The 24,866-nt window shown below is 41.2% G+C and carries 22 protein-coding genes; 21 read left to right on the forward strand and 1 reads right to left on the reverse strand.

Annotated features, from left to right (window positions below):
• Positions 1-729: 729 nt before the first annotated feature.
• The 10 genes from cas6 (at position 730) to alaS (ending at position 12,593) form a co-directional block, all read left to right on the forward strand.
• On the forward strand, positions 730-1,461 hold the full coding sequence (gene cas6 / locus M9H69_RS03870) for a CRISPR-associated endoribonuclease Cas6 (protein ID WP_250315957.1): 732 nt from the start codon (positions 730-732) through the stop codon (positions 1,459-1,461).
• Positions 1,442-3,685 carry a type III-A CRISPR-associated protein Cas10/Csm1 gene (gene cas10 / locus M9H69_RS03875; RefSeq protein ID WP_250315958.1) on the forward strand — a complete coding sequence of 748 codons (2,244 nt, stop codon included), beginning with the start codon at positions 1,442-1,444 and terminating at the stop codon, positions 3,683-3,685. The genes cas6 and cas10 overlap by 20 nt, the downstream gene beginning before the upstream one ends.
• A complete protein-coding gene (gene csm2, locus M9H69_RS03880; protein WP_250315959.1) occupies positions 3,686-4,066 on the forward strand; it encodes a type III-A CRISPR-associated protein Csm2 in 381 nt (126 codons plus the stop codon).
• Positions 4,066-4,728: a type III-A CRISPR-associated RAMP protein Csm3 gene (gene csm3, locus M9H69_RS03885; RefSeq protein ID WP_250315960.1), complete on the forward strand. Its 663-nt coding sequence runs from the start codon at positions 4,066-4,068 to the stop codon at positions 4,726-4,728. Before csm2 ends, csm3 begins: the two co-directional genes overlap by 1 nt.
• A 1-nt stretch (position 4,729) precedes the next feature.
• Entirely contained in the window at positions 4,730-5,635 is a 906-nt protein-coding gene (gene csm4 / locus M9H69_RS03890; RefSeq protein ID WP_250315961.1) for a type III-A CRISPR-associated RAMP protein Csm4, read from the forward strand.
• On the forward strand, positions 5,632-6,711 hold the full coding sequence (csm5, locus tag M9H69_RS03895) for a type III-A CRISPR-associated RAMP protein Csm5 (protein ID WP_250315962.1): 1,080 nt from the start codon (positions 5,632-5,634) through the stop codon (positions 6,709-6,711). The genes csm4 and csm5 overlap by 4 nt, the downstream gene beginning before the upstream one ends.
• Positions 6,708-7,865, forward strand: coding sequence for a type III-A CRISPR-associated CARF protein Csm6 (gene csm6, locus M9H69_RS03900; protein ID WP_250315963.1), 1,158 nt, complete (start codon positions 6,708-6,710; stop codon positions 7,863-7,865). The genes csm5 and csm6 (M9H69_RS03900) overlap by 4 nt, the downstream gene beginning before the upstream one ends.
• 16 nt (positions 7,866-7,881) lie before the next feature.
• Complete coding sequence (csm6, locus tag M9H69_RS03905) at positions 7,882-9,171, forward strand: type III-A CRISPR-associated CARF protein Csm6 (RefSeq protein WP_250315964.1); 1,290 nt, start codon at positions 7,882-7,884, stop codon at positions 9,169-9,171.
• Between the two features lie 296 nt (positions 9,172-9,467).
• A complete protein-coding gene (locus M9H69_RS03910) occupies positions 9,468-9,953 on the forward strand; it encodes an LURP-one-related/scramblase family protein (RefSeq protein ID WP_250315965.1) in 486 nt (161 codons plus the stop codon).
• Positions 9,954-9,974: 21 nt separating this feature from the next.
• Positions 9,975-12,593, forward strand: coding sequence for an alanine--tRNA ligase (gene alaS, locus M9H69_RS03915; protein WP_250315966.1), 2,619 nt, complete (start codon positions 9,975-9,977; stop codon positions 12,591-12,593).
• 86 nt (positions 12,594-12,679) lie between these two features.
• Here the strand turns inward: alaS and M9H69_RS03920 are convergent, their stop codons facing one another.
• Positions 12,680-14,128 (reverse strand): alpha-amylase, encoded by a 1,449-nt coding sequence (locus tag M9H69_RS03920; protein WP_250315967.1) that lies wholly within the window; start codon positions 14,126-14,128, stop codon positions 12,680-12,682.
• A 270-nt stretch (positions 14,129-14,398) separates the two neighbouring features.
• Here M9H69_RS03920 and M9H69_RS03925 point away from each other — a divergent pair, with 270 nt between their 5' ends.
• The 11 genes from M9H69_RS03925 (at position 14,399) to M9H69_RS03975 (ending at position 24,784) form a co-directional block, all read left to right on the forward strand.
• On the forward strand, positions 14,399-15,562 hold the full coding sequence (locus M9H69_RS03925) for a class I SAM-dependent rRNA methyltransferase (RefSeq protein ID WP_250315968.1): 1,164 nt from the start codon (positions 14,399-14,401) through the stop codon (positions 15,560-15,562).
• Positions 15,559-16,236, forward strand: a complete 678-nt coding sequence (gene aroD / locus M9H69_RS03930; protein WP_250315969.1) for a type I 3-dehydroquinate dehydratase — start codon at positions 15,559-15,561, stop codon at positions 16,234-16,236. The genes M9H69_RS03925 and aroD overlap by 4 nt, the downstream gene beginning before the upstream one ends.
• The gene (locus M9H69_RS03935; RefSeq protein ID WP_250315970.1) at positions 16,226-17,080 is read left to right on the forward strand and encodes a shikimate dehydrogenase; all 855 of its coding nucleotides are present in this window, start codon (positions 16,226-16,228) and stop codon (positions 17,078-17,080) included. Before aroD ends, M9H69_RS03935 begins: the two co-directional genes overlap by 11 nt.
• Before the next feature lie 18 nt (positions 17,081-17,098).
• Entirely contained in the window at positions 17,099-18,166 is a 1,068-nt protein-coding gene (gene aroB, locus M9H69_RS03940; RefSeq protein WP_250315971.1) for a 3-dehydroquinate synthase, read from the forward strand.
• A gap of 9 nt (positions 18,167-18,175) precedes the next feature.
• On the forward strand, positions 18,176-19,342 hold the full coding sequence (gene aroC / locus M9H69_RS03945) for a chorismate synthase (protein ID WP_250315972.1): 1,167 nt from the start codon (positions 18,176-18,178) through the stop codon (positions 19,340-19,342).
• Positions 19,343-19,351: 9 nt separating this feature from the next.
• Positions 19,352-20,455 (forward strand): prephenate dehydrogenase, encoded by a 1,104-nt coding sequence (locus M9H69_RS03950; protein WP_250315973.1) that lies wholly within the window; start codon positions 19,352-19,354, stop codon positions 20,453-20,455.
• 10 nt (positions 20,456-20,465) lie between these two features.
• Positions 20,466-20,804 (forward strand): YlbF/YmcA family competence regulator, encoded by a 339-nt coding sequence (locus M9H69_RS03955; protein ID WP_000065973.1) that lies wholly within the window; start codon positions 20,466-20,468, stop codon positions 20,802-20,804.
• A gap of 90 nt (positions 20,805-20,894) precedes the next feature.
• Positions 20,895-22,178, forward strand: coding sequence for a 3-phosphoshikimate 1-carboxyvinyltransferase (gene aroA, locus M9H69_RS03960; RefSeq protein WP_250315974.1), 1,284 nt, complete (start codon positions 20,895-20,897; stop codon positions 22,176-22,178).
• Positions 22,171-22,647, forward strand: a complete 477-nt coding sequence (locus M9H69_RS03965) for a shikimate kinase (RefSeq protein WP_250315975.1) — start codon at positions 22,171-22,173, stop codon at positions 22,645-22,647. The genes aroA and M9H69_RS03965 overlap by 8 nt, the downstream gene beginning before the upstream one ends.
• Positions 22,644-23,492: a prephenate dehydratase gene (gene pheA, locus M9H69_RS03970; protein ID WP_250315976.1), complete on the forward strand. Its 849-nt coding sequence runs from the start codon at positions 22,644-22,646 to the stop codon at positions 23,490-23,492. The genes M9H69_RS03965 and pheA overlap by 4 nt, the downstream gene beginning before the upstream one ends.
• Positions 23,489-24,784 carry an LCP family protein gene (locus M9H69_RS03975; protein ID WP_250315977.1) on the forward strand — a complete coding sequence of 432 codons (1,296 nt, stop codon included), beginning with the start codon at positions 23,489-23,491 and terminating at the stop codon, positions 24,782-24,784. The genes pheA and M9H69_RS03975 overlap by 4 nt, the downstream gene beginning before the upstream one ends.
• The last annotated feature ends 82 nt before the right edge of the window (positions 24,785-24,866 follow it).

Raw genomic sequence — 24,866 nt, forward strand, 5'->3', positions numbered from 1 at the left:
GACATCAATATTCTTTTCTAAACCTAAGGTATAAGACCCTATCTACCTCGAGAGGGGCCGGAAACAATCAATTCCTGATTATTCATCTTCCAACTCCTTTTATAGCTACCTATCTACCTCGCGAGGGGCCGGAAACTTGATATCCATTTTCTAATAACACCTTTCTAAATTCGTATAAGAACCTATCCACCTCGAGAGGGGCCGGAAACTAGAAGTCAGCGTCAAATGTTCCTTTTACTCCAAGTATAGATACCTATCTACCTCGAGAGGGGCCGGAAACGAACTTGAAGAAGAGCTTTGTGATGGAGCTTTAGGTGGTATATCTACCTATCTACCTCGCGAGGGGTCGGAAACTTGATATCCATTTTCTAATAACACCTTTCTAAATTCGTATAAGAACCTATCCACCTCGAGAGGGGCCGGAAACGCATTTACTGCGTTCTTAGCCAAAATCTCTACGATTGTAGTGAAACCTATTTACCTCGAAAGGGGCCGAAAACGTTACGTTTGCAGTTACATTTTGAGGTGCAGATTCAGTATAGATACCTATCTACCTCGCGAGGGGCCGGAAACATATCCCCCTCAAAGATTTCCTTTCCGTTTTTATCCAGTATAGATATCTACTCACCTCGAGAGGGGACAGTTTCATAAGGGAAAAGGATTCTAAAAGTAAAAGAAAAAAGCGCTCATGAGAAACCAAAAGCGCAATTGTATCAATAAAGGAGGCATATGAAACGCATCGAACTATCATTTAAGCGGATTGACCAATCACCGAGCGACCTATCGACAAAATTCCAAGGTTTTCTTATGGAAAATCTAGAACCAGACTATGTGACTTGGCTACATGAGCAGGAAACCAACCCCTACTCACTAAAAATCATCCATCAAAAGGACAAGACCCTATGGTCCCTTCATCTCCTGACGGATGAGGCTGTCAAGCAAATTTTGCCTGTTCTCTTGGAGCTCAAGAAAGTAGAACTTCATGATTTTCCGACTCTCATGGTTGAGTCTCTGTCCATGCAAGATCTCAGTTCGGAGCAACTCTTTGAGTTTTTTAATGAAAACCAAGATCGGTCACTTTACACCATTCAGTTTCAAACTCCGACAGGATTTCGCTCCCAGGGAGAGTGCGTGCTCTTTCCGACCATGCGTCTCATCTTTCAGAGTTTGATGATGAAGTATGCACGTCTGGTCGAGAATCGTCAGGAAATCGAAGAGGAAACCTTGGACTACTTGGTCAAGCATAGTAGAATTACCAGCTATCGATTGGAGTCCAGCTATTTTAAAGTCCATGGCAAAAAAATCCCTGGTTTCAGGGGGAGACTGACCTTTAAGATTACAGGTCCAAATACCTTGAAAGCATATGCTAATATGCTTCTAAAATTTGGGGAGTATTCAGGTCTCGGTATGAAAACTAGCTTAGGGATGGGAGGTTTAGAACTTGAAGAAAGAAAAGATTGATTTAGTTTATGGATCGCTTCTGCACGCTATCGGCAAGGTGATTCAAGGTTCCAGGTATGATGAGAAAGACCTAGGTACCATTGGATCCAAATGGTTTAGACGCTTTTCGGACAATGAAAAAATAGCCCAGCAGATAGCCATGGCGACTTCTAGTGATTTGTCGACGGACTTAGCTCCTGATAGTTTGGTCTATATCACGTCAGCTGCTGCAAAGATTGCTTCAGGACTAAAAGGGACAGCAAGAATTCATCAAGGAAAAGAAGATTTCCTAAGCAAACAATCGGATATCTTCAATGTATTTTCAGATAGCCCTAGTCAGCGTTATCTTGATGCACGACCATTAGAGCTTGGTGGGGAACCAAACTATGCTAAGGGAACGAGTGAGCCGTCTAACCAGTCAGATTATGACTTGATAGTAGAGACCTTAGAAAAAGAGTTTGAGAGATTGGACTTTAGCCAATCTGAGATAGATGCCCTTTTGAATCTCCTTGAGTCTACTCTTTCCTATGTACCTGTTTCGACAAGAACCAAGGAATTATCGGATCTTTCCCTAGCAACCTACAGTCGTCTGACAGCTGGCTTTGCCCTAGCTATAGAGGACTATTTAGCTGATAAGAATTGTCGTGATTATGAGAAGGTATTGGGGAAAGATTTAGAAGCTTTTTATAGCGAGAAGGCCTTTTTATTAGCAAGCTTTGACCTGTCAGGTATTCAGGACTTTATCTACAATATTGCAACAGCTGGTGCAGCCAAGCAACTAAAAGCACGTTCCTTGTATCTAGATTTTATGGGGGAACATATCGCTGACAGCTTACTGGAGAAGTTAGAGTTGACAAGGGCTAATCTCCTCTACGTCGGTGGAGGACACGCCTACTTTATCCTTCCAAACACCGAAAAAACTAGAGAGATCTTGGCTAGCTTTGAAGCAGAATTCAATCAGTTTTTGGTCAAGCATTTCCAGACAGGTTTGTTCGTAGCATTTGGTTGGAGTCAATTTTCAGCCAATGATATGACAACGACACTGGCCGACTATCGAAAAGTCTATCAAACAACTAGTCGGATGATTTCCCAAAAGAAAATTTCTCGTTACAATGCCAAAACTCTCCTTGAACTCAACCAAGGAGGAAAAAGCTCCCAGAAAGAATGTGCAATTTGTCACTCAGTCGAAAAGCTTACCAAGTATAAAGATCAAGAGGTCTGCCATATCTGTGCAGGGATGTATCGCTTTGCCAAGGAAATACAAGAAAACTACTATATTGTGACAAAAGAAAAAGGCCTGCCGATAGGTCCGGGAGCCTATATTAGTGGTATTTCAAAAGCCGACCTTGCCAATGAAGAGTGGGACCGTATTTATGTAAAGAATAGCTATAGTACAGATATCCTAAAAGCAACCCATGTCTTTGTCGGAGATTACAAGTATGATGAGATTTACGAGTACGCCAAATTATCTCAGGATAGTGAAACTGGACAAGGGATTAAGCGATTAGCAGTTGTTCGACTAGATGTGGATGATCTAGGAGCAGCCTTTATGGCTGGGTTCTCCTATCAAGATGGTGGCAAGTATAATACTCTGGCACGGTCAGCGACCTTCTCTAGAAGTATGAGTCTCTTCTTTAAGGTCTATATCAACCAGTTTGCAAGAGAGAAAAAACTATCGATCATCTATGCCGGTGGAGATGATGTATTTGCTATCGGTTCCTGGCAGGATATTATTGAGTTTACTATTTGTCTCCGACAAAACTTTATCAAGTGGACAAATGGCAAATTAACCCTATCAGCAGGAATCGGCCTCTTTCCAGATAAAACTCCAGTTAGCCTCATGGCTGAAGAAACTGGCAAGCTAGAAGGAGCAGCAAAGGATAACGACAAGGATAGTATCTCCCTTTTTGAAAAAAATTATACCTTGAAGTTCGACCAATTTATTGACAATGTCTATAATGGGAAACTGAAGAGCATTCGTTACTACTTTAATATTCAAGATGAGCGAGGAAAGAGTTTTGTATATAGACTTATTGAGCTCCTTCACAACTACGATCGTATGAATATTGCTCGATTAGCCTATTATTTGACCCGCTTAGAAGATCAAACTTCTAAGGATAAAAAAGAAGAGTTTAAAGAGTTTAAAGATTTATTCTTTTCTTGGTATACAGGTAGCGAAATTGAACGTAAGGAAGCAGAAATGGCTTTACTTCTATATATTTATGAGATTAGAAAGGATTCATAGATGGCAATTTTAACAGATGATAATTACGTAGATAAGGCAGAAAATGTTATTAAATCATTGAGCCGCAACACTAGAGATTCTAGGAACCCTGAAGCATTCCTTTTAACAACTAGCAAAATTAGAAACCTACTAAGCTTGACGAGTACCCTCTTTGATGAAAGTAAGGTTAGAGAGTATAAGGATTTAGCTGACAAAATTGCTTATTTGAGAGTGCAGTTTGTTTATCAATCGGGCCGAGAAACTGCGGTTAAAGACTTGGTTAAAAAGGCTGAAATTCTAGACATTCTAAAAGAAATAAACAATAAGGAAAGTCTCCAACGTTTTTGTCGCTATATGGAAGCACTAGTAGCTTATTTCAAATTTTATGGAGGAAAAGATTAATGGCATTTGCAAAAATTAAAGTAACAGCACAAATCCGTCTAGAAACAGGACTTCATATTGGGACAAGCAATGCTTTTGCAGCGATTGGTGCTACGGACTCACCTGTGATTAAAGATCCAATAACTAACTTACCCATTATTCCAGGATCTAGTATCAAAGGGAAAATGCGTACCCTTCTTTCAAAAGTTCATAATGAACGACTAGCTAAGAAACCAGGAGAAGATGGAGAAATTCTAAGTCGACTCTTTGGGAACAGTTCTGATAATCGCTATAAAATGGGACGACTCATTTTTAGAGATGCTTTCTTAATCAATAAGGACAAGTTAGATTCATTAGGGGTCAAGAGTTATACTGAAGTTAAGTTTGAAAATACTATTGACCGTATCACTGCTGAAGCAAATCCAAGACAAATTGAACGTGCTATCCGAGACAGTATCTTTGGATTTGAGTTGATCTATGAGGTGACAGACAAGAGTCAAGCTCAAGTAGAAGAAGACTTCAAAGTAATTCTTGATGGATTAAAGCTGTTGGAACTTGATTATTTAGGTGGTTCAGGTTCTCGTGGTTATGGTAAAGTTGTTTTTGAGAACCTTAAAGCAAATACAGTTTTCGGAAACTATGATGTTAGTAGATTGAATGAACTTTTAACTACGGAGGTCTAATATGACCTATAAAATGTATATTATGAACTTCCATACTGCTCACTTCGGAGCAGGAACTCTGGATAGTTCTAAAATGACTTTTGCAGCGGACAGATTGTTTTCAGCCTTAGCTATTGAAGCAAAAAAAATGGGTAAAATGGAGGAATTTGTATCATTAGCAGTTCAAGATGAATTTGTTTTGACTGACGCCTTTCCTTATCAGTCAGGTCCATTTTTACCTAAGCCGATAGGATTTCCAAAGTTTGATCAGCCTGACTTAACAACGGATGTCAAAGAAGTAAGACGTCAAGCGAAAATGGCGAAGAAACTTCAGTTTATACCCTTGGATAAATTTGATTCTTATGTAAAAGGAACGCTTTTTGAAGACGCAGAGCATGCACAAACAAACATCGTCACTAAAAACCAACCTCACGTTGATGGGAATCTTTTTCAAGTGTCTACCGTTAGATTTAGAGATGATTCTTCTCTTTACGTGATTGCAAACGAATCTGACCTCTTGAATGAACTCATGACCAGCTTGCAGTATACAGGAATTGGTGGCAAACGTTCCAGCGGTTATGGACTGTTTGATTTAACCATTACAGACATACCTGTTGCCCTTAAAAATCGTCTTACTAAGGTCCATCAAGGACCTGTCATGACCTTGACGACTTCTCTACCAATTGAAAAGGAACTTGAATATGCTATGGAAACTGGTTCCTATTTACTAAGTAAATCAAGTGGTTTTGCTTTTAGTACAGAAACTAATGAAAATTACCGTAAGCAGGATTTATATAAGTTTGCTTCTGGATCTACTTTCTCTGAAACCTTTACAGGACAGATTGTGGATGTAAGACCTCTTGATTTCCCACATGAAGTATTAAACTATTCTAAACCACTATTTTTCAAGATGGAGGGAGAAAGATGAAAACAGAATATAAAACCTTTCAATTCAGACTCCTAGCTATGGCCCCTATTCATATTGGGAATGGTGAAAAATATACTTCTCGAGAATTTATCTATGAAAATGGGTACTTTTATTTCCCTGATATGGGTAAGTTTTATAATCGCATGGTGGAGAAAGGTTACAATCAAAAGTTTGAGCGCTTCTTACAGGAGACAAAGCCAAACGCCAGAAATAATCGCTTGATTTCCTTCTTGGATGATAACCGGATATCTAATCGTGATTTCGGTGGTTACCGGATTGTTGAGACTGGTTTGGAAATTGAAAAAAATAATCGCAATTCCAAATTAGGCACGATAAATGAAGTGGCAAAATTTATTAGAGACCCTTTTGGGAGTCCGTATATTCCAGGTAGTTCCTTAAAGGGAGCTATTCGAACCATCTTAATGAACACAAATCCTGATTGGAACAATAAGAATGCAGTTGATTTTCGCGGGAGAAGTCCTAAAGAAAACAAGAAGATGATTCCATGGGGTGCCAAAAAGGGTCAAGAATTTAATGACTTGTTTAATGCCATTCGTGTTAGTGATAGTGAGCCATTTAACAATGAGCAGATTATTCTAGTTCAAAAATGGGATTATTCAGCTAAGTCCTTAACTGCTAAGCCTCTTCCTTTATATAGGGAAGCAATCGCGCCCTTAACTAAAATCAATTTCACCATTACTACAACTACTAAGGAAGCTGGAATCCTAATGGAAGAATTAGGACAGAGAGCGCAAGCCTTTTACAAAGAATATAAAGAATTTTTCTTATCAGATTTTCCTGAAACTAAAATTCAGCCAAATCTTCAATATCCTATCTACTTGGGAGCAGGAAGTGGAGCCTGGACAAAAACCTTGTTTCAACAAGCGGTCAGAATCTTACAAAAACGATATAGTCGAATGGAGACCAAGATGGTTGGTAAGGGAGTATTGAAATTAACAAAAGCACCAAGGAAAAGTGTTAAAACAACACAAGGACCTCGTAAACTGATAATGAATGATGAATCCTTATATGAGATGGGCAAGGCGAACTTTATGATTAAGGAGATTACTAAATGAAGGTTTTGATTTCAGCAGTGGGTGATACAGATCCAATCCGTAATTTTCACGATGGAGCCTTAGTACATATTGCGAGAAAATACCGTCCAGATAAGATTATTATTGTTTTTTCTGAGGAAATGATTAGTAAGAAAGATGATATTGAGAAAGTAATTCTTTCTATTGATAGTGAATACGTCCCAGAGATTGTATACCATGAGCCAATCATCTTAAATAAAGATGTATATGTTTTTGATACCATGTATGATCAATTTGATGCTATTATACAAGAGTATTATACAAAAGACGACGAATTTATCCTCAATCTTTCAAGTGCAACTCCTCAAATAAAATCAGCTTTGTTTGTGATTAATAGACTTAGTGAAATCAATGTCAAGGCAGTACAAGTTCCAACTCCTGCAAAAAAATCAAACGCTGGAGTTCGGCATGATGATTCGGAAGATATTGATGTACTAATTGATACAAATATAGATAATAAGCAGGACTTTGTCGATCGAACTATTGAAGATACTTCAGAAAAGTTTAAACAAGGCTTAATGAAAAAAACTTTACGTGATTTTATTAAGAAATATGATTACAAAGCAAGTTTAGAGATAGCAAATCAATTGCCAGACCTCCCTGGTTTGAAAGATTGTCGCAAAAAGTTACAAGATATTGTCGATTCATTAGATAGGCAAGCTGTACCTCAAGTCCTCCAAAAGAAAAAATGGAGCGAAGAACAGAAAAAAGTATTAAATGCTTATTTGACTATTGATTTGCAAAAAGAACGTGGTAATTTTAGTGAAGGTCTGATTAGAATTAAAAACCTTACAGAGTTTATATTAGAAGACTATATCGAAAGTCGTTATCCAGGATTTCTGGATAATTATGTGAATCAATCAGAGAAATATTATCTCGGGATTCGGGATTATGATAAGATTCTTCAAACCAAAGATCGGATATTATCTGATAAAATCAAACCGATTTTGAGAATGAACAAAACACGAAATACGATAGCTCATAAATTGGATTCACTAGATTCTGAGGAACTTAAACAGTTAGGTCCAGTTCTAAAAGCCTTAAAAGGGCTAATCAAGGAACAGTATCAACTTACTGAAAAGGATTTTAATTTTTACAAGGATTTTAATAAAGAATTATTAGAATTACTGAAATAATGAGAGGTAGAATATCTTGGAAATTTTAATTTCAGCAGTTGGAACGACAGATCCGATAAGCAATAATCGAGATGCAGCTTTATTACATATTGCTCGAACATATAGACCTGAACAAATTGTTTTGGTTTATAGTGAAGAAATGTTAGTAAAAAAAGATCTTGTTGAGAAAGCATTATGTTCAATAGAGGGTTATCATCCTAAAGTGGTTATTGAATCAATCATATTGAAAAATGATGAAGTCTATCTATTTGATAAAATGTATGGAGTGATGGGACAGATTATCGAAAAATATTCTGGAACAGATCATCAATTAATCTTAAATCTCTCCTCAGGGACACCTCAGATTATTTCTGCTTTATTTGCCTTGAATCGAATTAATGATTATAATACGCAGGCCATACAGGTTGCAACACCTAACAAATCAGCAAACAGAAAGTATGTGCCACTGTCAAGTGAAGGTGAACAGAAGCTTTTTGACGAGAACGAGGATAACCAAAAGGATTACGAAGATCGTACAATCAAAGATGAAGCTGAAAAATTTAACCAGTCTCTTATCAAGCGCCACTTAAGAAATTTAATCTCTTCTTATGATTATCTTGCTGCGGAAGAATTAGTTACTAGAAAAGAATACAATAAATTACTTTCTAAAAAGAAATTAGCTCGTTTAAGAGACATATTAAATGATTTTGTAAAAGTATTTAAAACTCAAGCGATTTTAAAAGATATTCGGGAATATTCACTTACAGAAATTGAGAAAAAAGCTCTTAATTACTTTTTAATGATTGAAGTTTTGAAAGAGAGAGGGCAAGTTGCTGATGTCTTAATCAAATCAAAGTCTTATGTTGAATTTGTTATTGAGGAGAAGATAAAGAAAGATTATCCAGAATTGATAAAATATGATGGGACATTTCCAAAGTTAAATGAAGAATACAAGGATTTTGAAGCTATTTTAGATTTCATAGACCTAGAATTTAAGAAAGCCAAGGGTATAAAAGATGAGAAGGAAAGAATCTATTCACCTCAGTCAACCTTAAATCTCTTGTCTTATGAAAATATTCTATCTTATTATCAAGTTTCTCCTGAATTACTGAAGTCCATAAAGTTAATAAATAGCTTAAATGGTGAAAGAAATAAGGTGGCACATGGCTTGTCAAAGATTGATAGTAAACTAGTCAATTCAAAGAAATTGCAACAGACAATAGATACCTTGCGCTTTATTTTACAAGATACATTTGAGATTGATGATAGCTATTTCTCTTGTTATCAAACACTCAATAATGAAATGCTTGACTTACTTCGTCAATAATATACTTATTAATAAATCTATTTTGCTGAAGATACATATAATGAGATTGCAAGTGCTTGTTTTCCCAGTTGACGCAGACTTAAAAAAACGATATAATAAGAAAGTTGAGAATTGATTTTCACTTGTCTTAGTCCAGAGAAATGGCGGTGCTGCGAGCCATCTAAGCTAGGAAGTCATGCTACTCAATCAGACAATTGCATAAGATTATGAGAATGACAAGTTCATTGAATGAAGGTGGTACCGCGGTTTTTCGCCCTTCGTGATGTGAGCTTGTCTTTTGATTTTTGGAGGTGTTTATGAAGACATTTCTCGTGAAACAAAAGTTTCGTCTTGGAGGCGAACGCTTCGATATCAAGGATGACAGAGGAGTAGTGAACTATCAGGTGGAGGGCTCTTTCTTCCAAATTCCTAAGACCTTTACCATCTATGACGCCTATGGTGAGCAAGTCAGTGAAATCAGTAAAGAATTTTTCACTTTGCTTCCTCGCTTTACTATTCAGCTACGAAACGGTTCCAATTTCGTCATTCGAAAGAAGTTGACTTTCTTTCGAGATAAGTATGAGTTTGATAATCTAGGGCTTCGTATCGAGGGAAATATCTGGGATTTGAATTTTAAATTGCTAGATGATCGTGATCAGCTTGTCGCCGAGATTCGGAAAGAGATTTTCCATCTGATCTCAACCTACACCGTAACCGTCTATGAAGACTCTTATGCAGACTTAGTCGTTTCCCTCTGTGTCGCGATTGACTATGTGGAGATGCTAGAAAGCCAATCAAATTAAACAAGTAAATAAGGAGATATTATGAAACAACTATCTAGTGCTCAAGTTCGCCAAATGTGGCTTGATTTCTGGGCCAGCAAAGGTCACTCTGTAGAACCATCAGTGAGCTTGGTTCCAGTAAACGACCCAACTCTTTTGTGGATCAACTCTGGGGTAGCAACTCTTAAGAAATACTTTGACGGGACTATCAAACCTGAAAACCCACGTATTACCAATGCGCAAAAAGCCATCCGTACCAACGACATCGAAAACGTAGGGAAGACTGCGCGTCACCATACTATGTTTGAAATGTTGGGGAACTTTTCTATCGGGGATTACTTCCGTGATGAAGCCATCACTTGGGCTTATGAGCTTTTGACAAGTCCTGAATGGTTTGATTTCCCTAAAGACAAACTATATATGACCTACTATCCAGATGATAAAGATTCTTACAACCGCTGGATTGAAGTGGGCGTGGATCCAAGTCACTTGATCCCAATCGAAGATAACTTCTGGGAAATCGGTGCAGGACCTTCTGGACCAGATACAGAAATCTTCTTTGACCGTGGGGAAGCCTTTGATCCAGAAAATATCGGTATTCGCCTTCTAGCAGAAGATATCGAAAATGACCGTTACATCGAAATCTGGAACATCGTTTTGTCACAATTTAACGCGGATCCTGCTGTTCCTCGTAGCGAATACAAGGAATTGCCACACAAAAACATTGATACGGGCGCTGGTTTGGAGCGTTTGGTGGCGGTTATCCAAGGGGCTAAGACAAACTTTGAAACAGACCTTTTCATGCCGATTATTCGTGAAGTTGAGAAGTTGTCTGGTAAGGTCTACGACCAAGATGGCGATAACATGAGCTTCAAGGTTATCGCTGACCACATCCGTTCCCTTTCATTTGCCATCGGTGATGGTGCCCTTCCAGGAAATGAAGGCCGTGGTTATGTCCTTCGTCGTCTTCTCCGTCGTGCGTCTATGCATGGTCAAAAATTGGGCATCAACGAGCCTTTCCTTTACAAACTCGTTCCAACTGTTGGTAAAATCATGGAAAGCTACTACCCAGAAGTGCTTGAAAAACGTGACTTTATCGAAAAAATCATCAAGAGCGAAGAAGAGTCATTTGCTCGTACCCTTCACTCAGGCCAACATTTTGCAGAAACTATTGTAGCTGACTTGAAAGAAAAAGGTCAATCTGTCATTGCTGGACAAGATGTCTTCAAACTCTACGACACATATGGATTCCCAGTGGAATTGACAGAAGAAATCGCTGAAGAAGCTGGCATGACGGTAGACCGTGAAGGCTTTGAAGCAGCCATGAAAGAGCAGCAAGAACGTGCGCGTGCGTCAGCTGTCAAGGGTGGTTCAATGGGAATGCAAAATGAAACCCTTCAAAACATTACAGTTGAAAGTGTTTTTAACTATGAAGCATCTCAATTGTCTTCTAAATTGGTCGCTATCGTAGCGGACAATGCAGAAGTAGAAGCTGTTTCAGAAGGAACTGTCTCTCTTATCTTTGCAGAGACTCCATTCTATGCTGAAATGGGTGGACAAGTAGCTGACCACGGTCAAGTCTTGGACGCTGCTGGAAATGTCGTGGCTACTGTGACAGATGTTCAAAAAGCACCAAATGGCCAGCCACTTCATACAGTTGAAGTTCTTGCACCGCTGGCTTTGAATGCAGAATACACCTTGGCAATTGATACAAATCGTCGTCACCGTGTCATGAAAAACCACACTGCAACGCACTTGCTCCATGCAGCCCTTCACAATATCCTTGGAAACCATGCGACACAAGCAGGATCCCTTAACGAAGTCGAATTCCTTCGTTTTGACTTCACACACTTCCAAGCCGTAACTCCTGAAGAGTTGCGCGCCATTGAACAACAAGTCAATGAGAAAATCTGGGAAGCAATTGCAGTAGAAACTGTTGAGACAGATATTGACACTGCTAAAGAAATGGGAGCTATGGCCCTCTTTGGTGAGAAATACGGTAAAGAAGTCCGCGTTGTAACCATCGGTGACTACTCTGTGGAACTCTGTGGTGGTACCCACGTTGGCAACACTTCTGAGATTGGCCTCTTCAAGATTGTCAAAGAAGAAGGGATTGGATCAGGAACTCGTCGTATCTTGGCAGTGACTGGTAAGGAAGCCTTTGAAGCCTACCGTGAACAAGAAGACGCTCTGAAAACAGTAGCAGCAACCTTGAAAGCACCTCAACTCAAGGAAGTGCCTCACAAGGTTGAAGGCCTTCAAGAACAACTCCGTCAATTGCAAAAAGAAAATGCAGAGTTGAAGGAAAAAGCCGCAGCTGCAGCCGCAGGTGATGTCTTCAAGGATGCGAAGGAAGTCAACGGCCACCGTTATATTGCTAGCCAAGTTTCTGTATCAGATGCCGGTGCCCTTCGTACCTTTGCGGACAAATGGAAACAAAAAGACTACTCTGATGTGCTTGTCCTAGTTGCCGCTATTGGTGACAAAGTCAATGTCCTTGTAGCAAGTAAGGCCAAAGACATTCACGCGGGTAACTTGGTTAAAGAATTGGCTCCAATCGTCGATGGACGTGGTGGTGGTAAACCAGACATGGCCATGGCAGGAGGGAGCAACCAAGCTAAGATTCAGGAATTGTTGGATGCAGTAGCAGGTAAATTGTAAGAAAATAAAGATCTATCCACTTGGGTAGGTCTTTTTGCCTACTTAAAAAGCCAAATCCGACCGGATTTGACTTTGAACTGATAAGTTTATTTTGTTGCCCAGACACTTACCGAAGCAGCTGAGACTGGAAATTGTCCATAACCTTCCTCATCGATTGTAACTTGACCTTGGTGGTTTTCAAGTAAATCTACAAAGGTTTGGCCAGCCCATTCTTGACCGACAAACATAGACTTGCTGTTTTCTTGGTCATTTGAAATCAAGACTGCGATTGGGGATTGATTTTCAGCGCCTGAACGAACCCATCCGATACAGTTGGCATCGTCAAAGTAGTCTGTTTGCTCTCCATAGGCCAAGTCTTTTCGGATGGCTAGGAGACGGTCAAGAACTTCTCTGAAATCTTGTTGAGCAAATTGCCCAGAAATACCATAATAGTCTCCGTAAAAGACACATGGAAGCCCATCTTGGCGTAATAGAATAAGGGCATAAGCTGCTGGCTTGAACCATTCTTCAACAGTAGACTCAAGGGCTTGTCCTCTCTGAGTATCATGGTTGTCCACGAAAGTGACAGCCTTATCAGGCTTGAGTTCAACCAAGCTATCAGTAAAGATAGTACGAAGGTCGTAGCTTGCTCCAGCCTGACTGGCTTCAAAGAGGTTTTGGTGGAGACGAACATCGACAAGGTCAAAACGTTCTTCCGTTTTTTCAAGATAGTCTAGGTTGGCTTCCTTGTCTGGATTCCAAAATTCCCCAAAAACATAGAAATCTTCTCCGTATTTTTCCTTCATATCACGGATGAAATTGCCCATAAAGAAGGAGTCGATGTGTTTAACGGCATCCAAGCGGAATCCTGCCACACCAGTCGTTTCCATGAACCAGTCAGCCCAGTCATAGATGTTTTGGATGACTTCAGGATGCTTAAAGTCTAGGTCAGCATACATGAGGTAGTCGTAGTTGCCGTTTTCGTTATCGACCAATTCCTCATTTGCCCAACCTTTATTGTCCCCCTGAATAAGGTAAATGCCAGACTTACGGCGTTTGGCATCGTAGTCTGTACCTGTAAAGTGGTACCAGTGCCAGTGGAAGTCATTGTAGGTATTTTGGCGACCATCGAAGGTAAAGTGAGTCCAGCCATTGATAGTAAATGGCTTGCTTAGTTGAACTGTACGGTCCTCCGGATCGACTTCGATAACTTGAAAGGCTTCCATATGATCGGCAGCAGCCTTGTGATTGAGCACCACATCGGCCATAGGTCGAATTCCCTGAGCCTTTAAGGCTTGAATGGCTTGAAGATAGTCTTTTTTGAACCCATACTTGGTGCGGACAGTTCCTTTTTGGTGAAATTCACCTAGATCAAAAAGATCATAAACGCCATAGCCGACATCTTTTTCGTTGGTTGCCTTGAAGGCAGGTGGCATCCAGACATGGCTAATTCCCAGATGGGCTAGGTGCTCTGCATCATTTGTCAGTCGCGTCCAGTGTTGGCCGTCGTGAGGCAGATACCACTCAAAGTATTGCATAAGTGTCTGATTTTGCATTGTTTTTCCTCTTGCTTATCAATGTTGTGTTTTATTCTACCATAAAGTTTAGTACTAGGCAAACGTTTGCGCAGTTTTCTATACTCATTTCTAGAATTGTCTATTTTTAAAGACACTATTTCCTTCCCATTGCTAGAGAAATAGTGTTTAGGAGAAAAAATAAATTGAGTAAACTTATTTTTACAAAAATGGCACTTAGTAAACTAAAGTAAAAATGGATAAGCGGTTTCTTTTTTGAGAATTGTCATAAAATTTGCTATAATAGTAGCTATGAATAGAATTAGGGTCAGCAGACGTGTTGAAAAAAAGCTAGCTAAGGGTCTAGTTCTTTTGGAAGCAAGTGATTTAAGAGATATTGATCTGACGGATCAGGCAGTAGAAGTTCTTAGTCAAGATAGGAAGTTTTTAGGGAGTGCCTATCTTTCTCAACAGAACAAGGGAATTGGTTGGTTGGTCAGCAAGGAAAAAGTTTCTTTCGATCAAACCTTCTTTGAAACTCTGTTTCGTAAGGCCAAGGAAGCTAGAAAGCCATATTATCAAGATGACTTGACTACTGCCTTTCGCCTTTTTAACCAAGAGGGGGATGGTTTTGGTGGCCTGACTATCGATCTCTACGGAGATTATGCTGTCTTTTCGTGGTACAACTCGTTTGTTTACCAGATTCGTGAGCTGATAGTAAAGGCTTTTAAGGAAGTCTTTCCTGAGGTTTTGGGAGCGTACGAAAAGATTCGTTTTAAAGGTCTAGATTACGAGTCTGCTCATGTCTATGGTGAGAAAGCGCCAGACTACTTTACTGTTCTTGAGAATGGCGTGCTCTATCAAGTCTTTATGAATGATGGCTTGATGACAGGTATTTTTCTGGACCAACATGAGGTTCGTGGGAGTTTGGTGGATGGTCTAGCCATGGGTAAATCCTTGCTCAATATGTTTTCCTATACGGCTGCCTTTTCAGTTGCTGCAGCTATGGGAGGCGCCAGTGAGACGACTTCTGTCGACTTGGCCAAACGATCGAGAGAGCTATCAGAAGCTCATTTTCAGGCAAATGGATTCAGTACGGACAATCACCGTTTTATCGTCATGGATGTCTTTGAATACTTCAAGTATGCTAAGCGGAAAGGATTGACCTATGATGTGATTGTCCTTGATCCACCGAGCTTTGCCCGCAATAAAAAACAAACATTTTCTGTGGCGAAGGACTATCACAAGCTGATTTCCCAGAGTCTAGAAATTATAAATCCGGGAGGGATTATCATTGCCAGTACTAATGCTGCCAATGTTTCCCGCCAGAAATTTACAGAACAAATTGATAAAGGTTTTGCAGGAAGAAGGTATCAGATTTTGAACCAATATGGCCTTCCAGCAGACTTTGCCTATAATAAAAAAGATGAAAGCAGTAATTACCTCAAGGTGATTAGTATGAAGGTTAGTAGATGAAATTAATCGTTTCAGTAATGCCAAGAAGTTTAGAAGAAGCGCAAGAACTGGATGCCACAAGGTATGAAGATGCCGATATCATCGAATGGCGTGCGGACTTTCTTGCAAAGGACGCTATTTTACAGGTAGCACCCGCTATCTTTGAGAAATTTGCAGGACGCGAACTGGTCTTTACCCTTCGGACTCGCTCTGAGGGAGGAGAAATCGAACTGTCTTCTGAGGAGTATGTTCAAATCATCAAGGAAGTCACTCAACTCTATCAACCAGACTATGTGGATTTTGAGTATTTCAGCTACAAGGACGTTTTTGAGGAGATGTTGGATTTTCCAAATCTTGTTTTGAGTTACCATAATTTCCAAGAGACACCTGAAAACATGATGGAGATCCTGTCTGAGTTGACCAGTCTGTCTCCCAAAGTGGTCAAGGTATCTGTCATGGCCCATACGGAGCAAGATGTTTTAGACTTGATGAACTACACACGAGGATTTAAGACACTCAATCCTGAGCAAGACTACGTGACCATTTCCATGGGAAAAATGGGCAAGGTATCGCGTATCACTTCAGATGTGACGGGTTCAAGTTGGTCATTTGCGAGTCTTGATGAAGCGAGTGCCCCAGGTCAGATTTCTCTATCAAACATGAAAAAAATCAGGGAGATTTTGGATGAAGCTTGATGGCTATACACGTTTAGCTGCAGTTGTTGCCAATCCCATCAAACACTCTATTTCACCCTTCATCCACAATAGCGCCTTTGAGGCGACAGCTACCAATGGTGCCTATGTAGCTTGGGAAATTGAAACGGGTGACTTGGCAGAAACAGTCGCCAATATTCGCCGTTACCAGATGTTTGGGATCAATCTCTCCATGCCATACAAGGAGCAGGTGATTCTTTATCTGGATGAGTTGAGTGATGAGGCTCGTTTGATTGGGGCGGTCAACACAGTTGTTAATCAAGACGGAATGTTAATTGGATATAATACAGATGGCAAGGGATTCTTTAATAGCTTGCCTTCTTTTACAATTTCAGATAAGAAAATGACCATTCTGGGAGCAGGTGGTGCGGCTAAGTCCATTTTGGCACAGGCTATTTTAGATGGCGTCAGTCAGATTTCAGTCTTTGTTCGTTCAGTTTCCATGGAAAAAACAAGACCTTACCTGACCAAGTTACAGGAGCAGACAGGCTTTAAAGTGGACTTGTATGCTTTAGAAAATCTTTCTGAACTGCAAGAAAAGATTGCCAAGTCGGACCTGCTCGTCAATGCGACTAGTGTAGGGATGGATGACCAGTCGTCCCCAGTTCCAGAAAGCATCAATTTGCCAGAAACACTCTTGGTCGCAGATATCATTTACCAACCCTTTGAAACACCATTTTTGAAATGGGCCAAAAGTCAGGGTAATCCAGTTGTCAATGGTCTGGGAATGTTGCTCTATCAAGCTGCAGAAGCTTTTCAACTGTGGACAGGCAAGGAAATGCCGATAGAAGAGATTTGGCAGTCCTTAACGGAAAAATACCAATAATGAAAAGGAGAACCACCTATGAAAATCAGAATCGATATTCCACATCATCCTTATGATATTCAGATTGAAAAAGGTTGTCTATCGCAAGCAGGTCAATGGTTGAAAGAACTCTGGCAACCGCAAAAAGTGGTTATCGTAACAGACAACCATGTGGCCTCACTCTACGCGGAGAAGGTCAAGCTCAGCCTAGAAGATGCTGGTTTTCAGGTAGCTGTTTTTGACTTTTTAGAAGGTGAAGAAAGAAAGAATTTAACTACTGTTCAGAAAGTCTATGAATTTCTAGTCAAGCAAGGTCTGACTCGTAGCGATGGGATTGTGGTCCTTGGTGGTGGTGTCGTTGGGGACCTAGCTGGCTTTGTAGCCTCTACCTATATGCGGGGCATTCACTTTGTTCAGATTCCGACTAGTTTGACAGCCCAGGTTGATTCTTCTATCGGTGGGAAGACAGGTGTTAATACTCCTTTTGCTAAGAATATGGTAGGAACTTTTGCCCAACCTGATGGGGTTCTGATTGATCCACTTGTCCTTGAAACGCTTGGAAAAAGAGAGTTGATTGAAGGAATGGGTGAGGTTATCAAGTATGGCTTGATTGAGGATCCAGAACTATGGGCTCTCTTAACGGAGCTGGATGGTTCTGTTGAGAGTATTCTGGAACATGCAGAGACTTTGATTGAACATTCTTGTCAGGTTAAGCGCAAGATGGTGGTTGAGGATGAGTTGGATAACGGTGTTCGCCTTTACCTCAATTTTGGGCACACTATTGGCCATGCCATTGAAGCAACGGCCGGTTATGGCAAGGTTATGCATGGTGAGGCTGTGGCCATGGGCATGGTTCAGATTTCCAAGGTTGCTGAGGAAAAAGGCCTTATGCCGATTGGAATAACCCAGTCCATCACAGCTATGTGTCAGAAATTTGGTTTGCCTGTTGACTATGAAAACTGGGATGTTGATAAACTTTATCAAGCTTTGACTCATGATAAGAAAGCGCGTGGGAACACCTTGAAATTGGTCTTGGTACCAGAGCTTGGTTCAGCGACCATTCACCCAGTTTCTCTGGAAGAGATGAAAGACTACTTGGTAAAATAAGGAGAACGTATGAGATATTTAACTGCAGGAGAATCACACGGTCCGCGTCTGACGGCAATTATCGAAGGGATTCCAGCTGGCCTTCCTTTGACAGCAGAGGATATCAATGAGGATCTGAAACGCCGTCAGGGTGGCTACGGTCGTGGTGGTCGTATGAAGATTGAGAGTGACCAGGTTGTCTTTACATCGGGCGTTCGCCACGGGAAAACGACAGGGGCTCCCATTACCATGGATGTCATCAATAAGGACCACCAGAAATGGTTGGATATCATGTCTGCAGAAGACATAGAAGACCGCCTCAAAAGCAAGCGGAAAATCACTCATCCTCGTCCAGGTCACGCCGACTTGGTTGGGGGCATCAAGTACCGCTTTGACGATTTGCGAAATTCCTTGGAGCGCTCATCAGCTCGTGAAACAACTATGCGGGTGGCAGTAGGAGCAGTAGCCAAACGCCTTTTGGCTGAACTGGAGATAGAAATCGCCAACCACGTTGTGGTCTTTGGTGGTAAGGAAATTGATGTTCCTGAAAATCTAACAGTCGCTGAGATTAGGCAAAGAGTTGCCCAGTCTGAAGTTTCTATTGTCAACCAAGAACGAGAACAAGAAATCAAGGATTATATTGACCAAATCAAGCGTGACGGTGATACCATCGGTGGGGTTGTTGAGACAGTCGTCGGAGGCGTTCCAGTTGGCCTTGGATCCTATGTTCAATGGGACAGAAAATTAGATGCGCGATTGGCCCAAGCAGTTGTTTCTATCAATGCCTTTAAAGGAGTGGAATTTGGTCTTGGATTTGAAGCTGGTAACCGAAAAGGCAGCCAAGTTATGGATGAAATTCTCTGGTCTAAAGAAGACGGTTATACTCGCCGTACCAATAATCTAGGTGGTTTCGAAGGTGGTATGACCAATGGGCAACCAATTGTTGTTCGAGGTGTCATGAAACCCATTCCCACTCTCTATAAACCATTGATGAGTGTGGATATCGAGACTCACGAACCTTACAAGGCAACTGTGGAGAGAAGTGATCCAACCGCTCTGCCTGCGGCTGGAGTAGTTATGGAAGCCGTTGTAGCAACGGTTCTGGCGCAAGAAATCCTTGAAAAATTCTCATCAGATAATCTTGAAGAATTAAAAGAGGCAGTTGCCAAGCACCGAGACTATACAAAGAACTATTAAGGAGTCCTTATGGCAAAAACCATCTATATCGCAGGTCTCGGTTTGATTGGTGCTTCGATGGCACTCGGTATCAAGCGCGATCATTCGGATTATGAAATTTTGGGTTATAATCGCAGTCGGGCTTCGAGAGACATTGCCTTAGAGCGAGGAATGATAGACCGTGCGACGGATGATTTTGCCAGTTTCGCTCCTCTGGCAGATATCATTATTCTGACCTTGCCAATCAAACAGACCATTGCTTTTATTCAGGAATTGGCAGGTTTGAACTTGAAAGAAGGCGTCATTATATCGGATGCGGGCTCAACCAAGTCAGCCATCGTGGATGCGGCGGAGGAATATTTAGCTGACAGGCCTATTCGATTTGTCGGGGCCCATCCCATGGCTGGTAGCCACAAGACAGGAGCTGCTTCTGCAGATGTTAATCTCTTTGAAAATGCCTATTATATCTTCACACCTTCGAGCCTGACAGGTCCTGACACACTTGAGGAAATGAAGGATCTGCTTTCTGGTCTCCATGCTCGTTTCATTGAAATTGATGCCAAGGAGCACGATCGGGTCACTTCACAGATTAGCCATTTTCCCCATATCTTGGCATCAGGTCTCATGGAGCAAACAGCTGTCTATGCTCAAGAACATGAGATGACAAGGCGCTTTGCGGCGGGTGGCTTTCGAGATATGACCCGGATTGCAGAGAGTGAACCAGGTATGTGGACTTCTATCCTCTTGTCCAATCGCGAGACCATCCTAGAGCGGATTGAGGATTTCAAGGAACGCTTAGATGAGATTGGTCAGGCTATTAGTAAGGGGGAAGAAGAGCAGATTTGGAACTTTTTCAACCAAGCACGTGAGCAACGTCAGGCCATGGAAATCCATAAACGTGGTGGTGTGGATAGTTCTTATGACCTCTATGTCGATGTTCCCGATGAAGAAGATGTCATCTTGCGGATTTTGGAATTGCTTCGTGGAACTTCTTTGGTTAATATCCACATCAACGAAGAAAACCGTGAGGATGTTCACGGGATTCTACAAATTTCATTTAAAAATGCTCAAGATTTAGAACGAGCTGAGCGCTTAATTACAGAAAATACAGACTACACAGTCGTCATCAAATAAGGAGAAAATCATGTCAAATATTTACGATAGTGCAAATGAACTCAGTCGTGGGTTACGCGAATTACCAGAATACAAGGCGGTCAAGGCAGCAAAAGATGCCATCCAAGCTGATGAACAAGCTAGCAAGATTTTTGCAGACTATCTCGCTTTCCAGCAAGAAATCCAAGTCATGGCGCAAACTGGACAAATGCCAGACGCCTCTTTCCAAGAAAAGATGCAGTCTTTCAGTAAGCAAATCCAAGAGAACGCTCTTTTGTCAGATTTCTTTGCCAAACAGCAACAATTGTCCATTTACCTTTCGGACATTGAAAAAATTGTCTTTGAACCTGTTTCAGAATTATTAAAATAGTATTTTATCTGTATAAAAGCCAGAAATTTCAGGAATTTCTGGCTTTTTTGTGATAAAATAAGAAAAAGTATTGCAAGTATGAGGTCAACTATGAAACTAAAAACAAACATTCGCCACTTACATGGCAGTATCCGGGTTCCAGGTGACAAGTCTATCAGCCACCGTTCAATTATTTTTGGAAGTTTGGCTGAGGGAGAGACCAAGGTTTATGATATTCTGCGTGGAGAGGATGTGCTCTCAACCATGCAGGTCTTTCGTGACCTTGGTGTTGAAATTGAGGACAAAGATGGGGTTATTACCATTCAGGGTGTGGGCATGGATGGCTTAAAAGCTCCTCAAGATGCTCTTGATATGGGTAATTCTGGTACCTCGATTCGCCTGATCTCAGGTGTCCTTGCTGGTGCAGACTTTGAAGTAGAGATGTTTGGAGATGATAGTCTTTCCAAACGTCCTATGGATCGTGTGACGATTCCATTGAAAAAAATGGGCGTTAGTATTTCAGGGCAAACTGAGCGAGACCTGCCTCCTCTTCGCCTCAAAGGAACAAAAAATCTAACACCTATTCACTATGAGTTGCCAATCGCCTCTGCTCAAGTTAAGTCTGCCTTGATATTTGCAGGCTTGCAGGCTCAGGGGGAGTCCGTTATTATCGAGAAAGAATGTACTCGCAACCACACCGAAGATATGCTACAGCAATTTGGTGGTCATTTAAGTGTGGATGGCAAAAAAATCACAGTTCAAGGACCACAAAAACTGATCGGACAAAAGGTAGTTGTTCCAGGAGATATTTCCAGTGCAGCCTTTTGGTTGGTCGCAGGTTTGATTGTTCCAAACTCTCGTGTGGTGCTGCAGAATGTGGGCATCAATGAAACGCGTACAGGTATTATTGATATCATTCGTGCCATGGGAGGAAAACTAGAAATAACTGAAATCGATCCAGTCGCTAAATCAGCAACCTTGACTGTCGAGTCTTCAGACCTGAAAGGAACAGAGATTGGTGGATCCTTGATTCCACGTTTGATTGATGAATTGCCTATTATTGCCCTTCTAGCGACGCAAGCCCAAGGTGTAACAGTTATTAAGGATGCTGAGGAACTCAAGGTTAAGGAAACCGACCGCATTCAGGTGGTGGCAGATGCTTTAAATAGCATGGGGACGGATATCACTCCTACAGCAGATGGGATGATTATCAAAGGGAAATCAAGACTTCATGGCGCTAGAGTCAATACGTTTGGTGACCACCGAATTGGAATGATGACAGCTATCGCAGCCCTCTTGGTTGCTGATGGAGAAGTGGAACTTGACCGTGCTGAAGCCATCAATACCAGCTATCCTAGCTTCTTTGATGATTTGGAGAGCTTGATTCATGGCTAAGGTGTTATTAGGCTTTATGGGGGCTGGCAAATCGACTATTGCAAGAGGATTGGACCCAGACTACATCGATATGGATGCCTTAATCGAGGAACGTTTGGGCATGTCCATTGCGGATTTCTTCGCTGAAAAAGGAGAAGTGGCCTTTCGTCAAGTAGAGTCAGAAGTCCTAGCTGACTTACTAAAAACGGACCGAGTTGTGTCAACTGGCGGAGGAGTTGTCATTTCTCAGAGAAATCGCGACTTGCTCAAGACCAATCCTGATAACATCTATCTAAAAGCAGATTTTGAAACTCTCTATCAGCGTATCTCGGCTGATAGGGACAACCAGCGCCCGCTTTTTCTCAACAAAAGTAAAGAAGAACTAGCCAGTATTTTCCATGAAAGACAAGCTTGGTATGAGGAAGTAGCCAGTCGGGTTCTGGATGTGACCAAGTTAAGCCCAGAGGAAATTATAGAGGAACTGAGATGAAAATTGCCTATCTAGGTCCTAAGGGATCTTTTTCGCATCATGTTGTGCAGACAGCTTTTCCTCATGAGGAATTGCAGGCTTTTGCTAATATCACAGATGTTATCAAGGCCTATGAACAGGGCTTAGTGGACTATTCTGTGGTGCCAGTTGAAAATTCTATCGAGGGTAGTGTTCATGAAACCTTGGATTACCTTTTTCATCAGGCTCGTATCCAAGCAGTTGCAGAAATCGTCCAGCCTATTCACCAGCAGTTGATGGTGGTTCCAGGTTACTCAAAAATTGAGAAAATCTTTTCTCATCCTCAGGCTCTGGCTCAAGGAAAGAGGTTCATTGATGCACACTATCCAGATGCTAAAATAGAGGTAACCGCTAGTACTGCCTATGCAGCTCGATTTATTTCAGAACATCCAGATCAGCCTTATGCAGCTATTGCTCCTAAAAGTTCAGCTGAAGAATATGGCTTGGAATTAATTGCAGAGGATATTCAGGAGATGGAAGCCAATTTCACACGTTTTTGGGTGTTAGGGGCAGAGATACCGAAGATTCCTTTGAACTCGCAAGCTGAAAAAATGAGTTTGGCCTTGACCTTACCAGACAACTTACCTGGTGCTCTTTACAAGGCACTTTCGACCTTTGCTTGGAGAGGGATTGACTTAACAAAGATTGAAAGTCGCCCCCTTAAAACAGCCTTGGGAGAGTACTTTTTCATTATCGATATAGACTATAGTGACAAAGAACTGGTTCATTTTGCCAGACAAGAACTAGAAGCCATTGGAATTCAGCACAAGATACTGGGAACCTACCCGATTTTTACCATAACTGATATAGAAAAGGAGAGTCAATGAGCAAAGAAAATCCTTTAAGTCATCACGAGCAGTTACGTTATGACTATCTCTTCAAAAATATTCATTACCTCAACGACCGTGAACGGAGGGAGTTTGATTATCTGCAACAAAAAATGACAGGTCCCAAGTCGGAAGTTCACCATTTCTACCAAGAAGAAAAAGAAGAAACTTGGGGTAGAGATATTGATCTTCCGACTTATGGCAGTAGAAGTCGATCTAAGAGAAGTGAAAAGGTAGCTCCTCTGCCTAAAGTCAAAAAGAAAAAAAGAAGAATTCGCTTCAAACGAATACTGACTTGGTTCTTGCTGTTGATTACATGTGTGGCTGCAGGGATGATTTTCATGTTTCTTCGAGGGTTCCAGTCAGCGGCCAATCCAACAAATAAGCCAGCTGACGCCAAGGCAGCTCAAGTAGAGGTCTTTAACGGTCAGGATACCAAAGACGGTGTGAATATCCTAGTCATGGGGACAGATGGCCGTATCGGTCAAAATAGTGCAGAAACCCGTACCGATACGATCATGGTACTAAATGTCAGCGGATCGGATAAAAAGATCAAGCTAGTTAGCTTTATGCGTGACAACTTAGTTTATATTGACGGATATAGTAAGATTGTAAATGGCCAGAAACAGAGGGATAATAAACTAAATGTTGCTTATGAACTTGGGGAACAAGAAGGGCAAAAAGGGGCAGAAATGGTCCGCAAGGTTCTAAAAGACAACTTTGATTTGGATATTAAGTACTATGCCCTAGTTGACTTCCAGGCCTTTGCAACAGCTATTGATACCCTCTTCCCTGACGGAGTAACGATTGACGCTCAATTTTCAACATTGAATGGTCAACCTTTGACAGAAGCCACAGTTGGAGATGACCTTCATGCAACAGAGACTGAGTCACCAACCCAAACCATCAAAGTTGGAAAACAGCAGATGAATGGATCCACCTTGCTGAACTATGCTCGCTTCCGTGATGATGATGAAGGGGACTACGGTCGTACCAAACGTCAGCAACAAGTCATGTCAGCTGTTCTTGAGCAGATTAAAGATCCAACCAAGCTCTTTACAGGATCAGAGGCACTTGGAAAAGTTTTTGGCATGACTTCAACAAATCTACCGTATAGCTTTTTGTTGACCAATGGCTTATCTGTCCTAGAAGGTGCTCAAAATGGAATTGAAAGACTCACAGTACCAGAACTTGGTGATTGGGTAGATGCTTATGATGTCTATGGAGGGCAAGGACTTCTTGTCGATCAAAATAAATACCAAACCAAACTCGCTCAAATGGGGATGAGATAAGAGGCGATAAATGAAAATCAAAGTTTGATTCACTAGTGAAATCGTGGTCTGAGCTTTGGTTTTTCTTACTATCTGATAGATT

This window comes from Streptococcus oralis, assembly GCF_023611505.1.
Taxonomy (GTDB): Bacteria; Bacillota; Bacilli; order Lactobacillales; family Streptococcaceae; genus Streptococcus; species Streptococcus oralis_CT.